Source organism: Pseudomonas sp. Sample_24 (assembly GCF_004307605.1).
GTDB lineage: Bacteria > Pseudomonadota > Gammaproteobacteria > Pseudomonadales > Pseudomonadaceae > Aquipseudomonas.
In genome coordinates this window covers 1-4,107 of sequence record NZ_RCNW01000249.1, presented here as the reverse complement: position 1 = coordinate 4,107, position 4,107 = coordinate 1, and the positions used below count along the sequence as shown (strand labels likewise).

The 4,107-nt window shown below is 59.7% G+C and carries 4 protein-coding genes; all 4 read right to left on the bottom strand.

What is annotated here, in order from left to right:
• The coding region (gene carA, locus D8V06_RS14065) for a glutamine-hydrolyzing carbamoyl-phosphate synthase small subunit (protein ID WP_130931153.1) at nt 1-860 on the bottom strand (860 nt) is incomplete at its 3' end.
• Nucleotides 861-1,119: 259 nt separating this feature from the next.
• On the bottom strand, nt 1,120-1,923 hold the full coding sequence (dapB, locus tag D8V06_RS14060; RefSeq protein WP_130906237.1) for a 4-hydroxy-tetrahydrodipicolinate reductase: 804 nt from the start codon (nt 1,921-1,923) through the stop codon (nt 1,120-1,122).
• 10 nt (nt 1,924-1,933) lie between these two features.
• Nucleotides 1,934-3,058 (bottom strand): molecular chaperone DnaJ, encoded by a 1,125-nt coding sequence (gene dnaJ, locus D8V06_RS14055; protein WP_007973132.1) that lies wholly within the window; start codon nt 3,056-3,058, stop codon nt 1,934-1,936.
• A gap of 299 nt (nt 3,059-3,357) precedes the next feature.
• Nucleotides 3,358-4,107, bottom strand: a 750-nt coding sequence (locus D8V06_RS14050; RefSeq protein ID WP_153189257.1) for an Hsp70 family protein, incomplete at its 5' end; no start/stop codon positions are given.

The following is a 4,107-nucleotide window of genomic DNA, read 5'->3' as shown; positions in this document are numbered from 1 at the left end:
CCCATTTTCAGGGTCTTGGCGCCGGAGGCCAGGGCCAGCAGTTGGTGACCGAGGCAGATACCGAAGACCGGGATCTCGGTTTCCAGCACGTCCTTGATCGCCTGGATCGCGTAGTCGCAAGGCTCCGGATCGCCAGGACCGTTGGACAGGAACACGCCGTCCGGCTTCAGCGCCAGCACATCGGCAGCTGGCGTCTGAGCAGGCACCACGGTCACGCGGCAGCCGCGCTCAACCAGCATGCGCAGAATGTTCACTTTGACGCCGTAGTCGTAGGCAACTACGTGGTACGGCAGCTCGGCAGCTTCGATGGTCGCATGGCTGTCGGTTTTCAGATCCCAGACAGTCGAGCGCCACTCGTACTTTTCTTTGGTGCTGACGACTTTTGCCAGGTCCATGCCCTTCAGGCCAGGGAAACCCCGGGCTGCGGCGATAGCGGCTTCTTCGGAAATATTGTCACCGGCCATGATGCAGCCGTTCTGCGCGCCTTTTTCACGCAGGATGCGCGTCAGGCGGCGGGTGTCGATACCGGCGATGGCCACAACGTTGTTGGCCTTCAGGTAGTCGGACAGGGACATCGTGTTACGCCAGTTGCTCGCAACCAGCGGCAGGTCGCGAATGACCAGGCCAGCCGACCAGACGCGGTTCGACTCGGCATCTTCCGGAGTAGTACCGGTGTTGCCGATGTGCGGGTAAGTCAGGGTAACGATCTGTTGGGCGTAGGAAGGATCGGTAAGGATTTCCTGATAGCCGGTCATTGCGGTGTTGAACACCACCTCACCAACGGTTTGACCGTCGGCTCCAATGGCTTCGCCGCGAAAAATGCTGCCATCAGCAAGGGCGAGTATGGCTGGCTTAGTCAAGAAGACCTCCCGTAAATAAAGCCTGAAAGGGCGATCGCAGGTTGTAAAAAAGCGGAGTGACGTATGGACACGTCACCCCGCTTCTTCACTGAATTATTCTGCGCGCTTTTAGTGGACACACTAAAGCTGTAGCTTACAGAAAAAGGCATTTTTGGTCTACCGCCAATGAGCCTTAAAGGCTGGAGAATGCGACAGGACGTCGCTTGGCGGAACAAAACCGGGCTCGAACGCTGTGCACGAGCCCGATTTCGGGTGCATCTTAACGCAGGTCGAGCACGTCTTGCATGTCGTAAAGACCAGGCTCGCGCCCATCCAGCCACAATGCAGCTCGCACAGCACCCTTGGCGAAGGTCATGCGACTGGAGGCCTTGTGCGTGATCTCGACACGCTCACCTTCAGCGGCGAACAGCACAGTGTGATCACCGACGATATCGCCAGCGCGCACCGTGGCAAAGCCGATGGTTTCGCGAGCGCGCGCACCGGTCTGGCCTTCACGGCCATACACCGCCACTTCCTTCAGGTTACGGCCCAAGGCATCCGCGATGACTTCGCCCATGCGCACCGCCGTACCGGACGGCGCGTCGACTTTGTGCCGGTGGTGAGCCTCGGTGATTTCGATGTCGACATCGTCACCCAGCACGCGAGCCGCGGTGTCGAGCAACTTCAGGCACAGGTTCACACCCACGCTGAAGTTGGCCGCAAAGACGATCGGAATGTCCTTGCCCGCTTCCGCCAGCAATTGCTTTTCTTCAACGCTGAAGCCAGTGGTGCCAATGATCATCGCCTTATTGTGCTTGCGGCAGAAGGCGAGGTTTTTCAGGGTCACCGTCGGATGAGTGAAGTCGATCAGCACGTCGAATTCGTCGACAACACGATCCAGATCACCCGACAACGGCACACCGATCCGCCCCAGCGCAGCCAGCTCACCAGCATCAGCGCCGACCAGCGTGCTGTCCGGGCGATCCACTGCCGCCGTCAAACCGGCACCCGGCGTTTGCTGCACGGCTTCGATCAAGGTTTTTCCCATGCGCCCGGCGGCGCCCATCACTGCTATACGTCGCATGCCTGTCTCCTTACAAGTCGCCGAAGAAGCGCTTGACGCCTTCGAACCAGCCAGTGGTCTTCGGTGAATGGCTGTTGTCGTCAGCCAGGGAACTGCGGAACTCTTCGAGCATTTCGCGTTGACGACGGCTCAGGTTGACCGGGGTTTCGACTGCCACACGGCACATCAGATCACCGGCACCACCGCCACGCACAGGCGCAACACCCTTGCCACGAACACGGAACTGCTTGCCGGTCTGAGTACCCTCTGGGATCTTCAGCTTGACCCGACCATCAAGGGTAGGGATTTCCAGCTCGCCACCCAGCGCCGCGTCGACGAAGCTGATCGGCACTTCGCAGAACAGGTGCTTGCCATCACGCTGGAAGATCGAGTGCTCACGCACATTGATCACCACGTAAAGGTCGCCAGTAGGGCCACCTTGAGCGCCCGCCTCGCCTTCGCCGGACAGGCGAATGCGGTCACCGGTATCGACACCGGCCGGCACTTTCACCGACAGGGTCTTGTACTCTTCGACACGACCTTCGCCGTGGCAGGAATCGCACGGATCGGAAATGATCTTGCCCTGGCCATGGCAACGCGGGCACGTCTGCTGCACCGAGAAGAAGCCTTGCTGCATGCGCACCTGGCCGATACCGCCACAGGTCGGGCAAGTGACCGGCGAGGAACCTTTCTTGGCACCCGAGCCATCGCATGGCTTGCAGTTGACCAGGGTCGGAACGCGGATATTCACGGTCGTGCCGCGCACCGCTTCTTCCAGGTCCAGCTCCAGGGTGTAGCGCAAATCACTGCCGCGCTGAGCACCGCCACGGGAACCGCCGCGACCGCCACCGAAGAAGTCACTGAAGACATCGCCAAAGATGTCGGAGAAATTCTGACCGCCGAAACCGGCGCCGCCGCCGCCCATGCTCGGATCGACACCGGCATGGCCGTACTGGTCGTACGCCGCGCGCTTGCTGGAGTCGGACAGCACTTCGTAGGCCTCGTTGGCCTCCTTGAACATCTCTTCCGACGCTTTGTCATCGGGATTACGGTCCGGGTGGTGCTTCATCGCCAGGCGACGGTAGGCCTTTTTCAGGTCCGCCTCGCTTGAGCCTCGTTCAACACCCAATACTTCGTAATAGTCACGCTTTGCCATAAGTCATTTGCACTCTTGAGGACGTTCGGCAAACCTCTCCTGAGCCCCGCCGAACTCGTTGAGCCCCAATACAGGCCCGGACCCAACTCACGTCAATTCAACGATCCTGGTCTTTGATTCAGATGTGGTACTTGCGGCTCGAAAAGCAGGAGCATTCCCGGCCATACCAGCAGCAAACGAACGTTGTCGCATGCTGTAAAAATTCGCGTGTTCCAGACACGCCAACGCGGGAGCAAGCTCCCGCGCGGCGACATCCTACCAGTCACCGCCTGAAGGCAGTCAACCGGGCGACCAACAACTTACTTGTGGTCTTTGACTTCTTCGAACTCGGCGTCGACGACGTCGTCAGCCTTCTCAGCCGATTCGCCTTGCGGTGCAGCACCTTCAGCTGGCTGCGCCTGCTCGGCGTACATTTTCTGGGCCACTGGCGCGGAGACCTTGGACAGCTCTTCAACCTTGGCTTCGATAGCGGCCTTGTCGTCGCCTTTGACAGCGGCTTCCAGGGCAACTACGGCAGCTTCAATTGCAGTCTTCTCTTCAGCGCTCACCTTGTCGCCAGCATCAGCGACCATTTTGCGCGTCGAGTGCACCAGAGCATCGCCCTGGTTACGGGCAGCGGCCAGCTCTTCGAACTTGCGGTCTTCCTCAGCGTTAGCTTCGGCATCACGCACCATGCGCTCGATTTCTTCGTCGGACAGACCGGAGTTGGCCTTGATCACGATCGACTGAGTCTTGCCGGTGGCCTTGTCCTTGGCGCCTACGTGCAGAATGCCGTTGGCGTCGATGTCGAAGGTCACTTCGATTTGTGGCACGCCACGTGGTGCTGGTGGAATCTCGGCCAGGTCGAACTTGCCCAGGGACTTGTTCTGCGCCGCTTGCTTACGCTCACCCTGCAGCACGTGAATGGTTACCGCGCCCTGGTTGTCGTCGGCAGTCGAGAACACTTGCGATTTCTTGGTAGGAATCGTGGTGTTTTTCTCGATCAGCGCGGTCATCACGCCACCCATGGTTTCGATACCCAGGGTCAGCGGGCTGACGTCGAGCAGCAG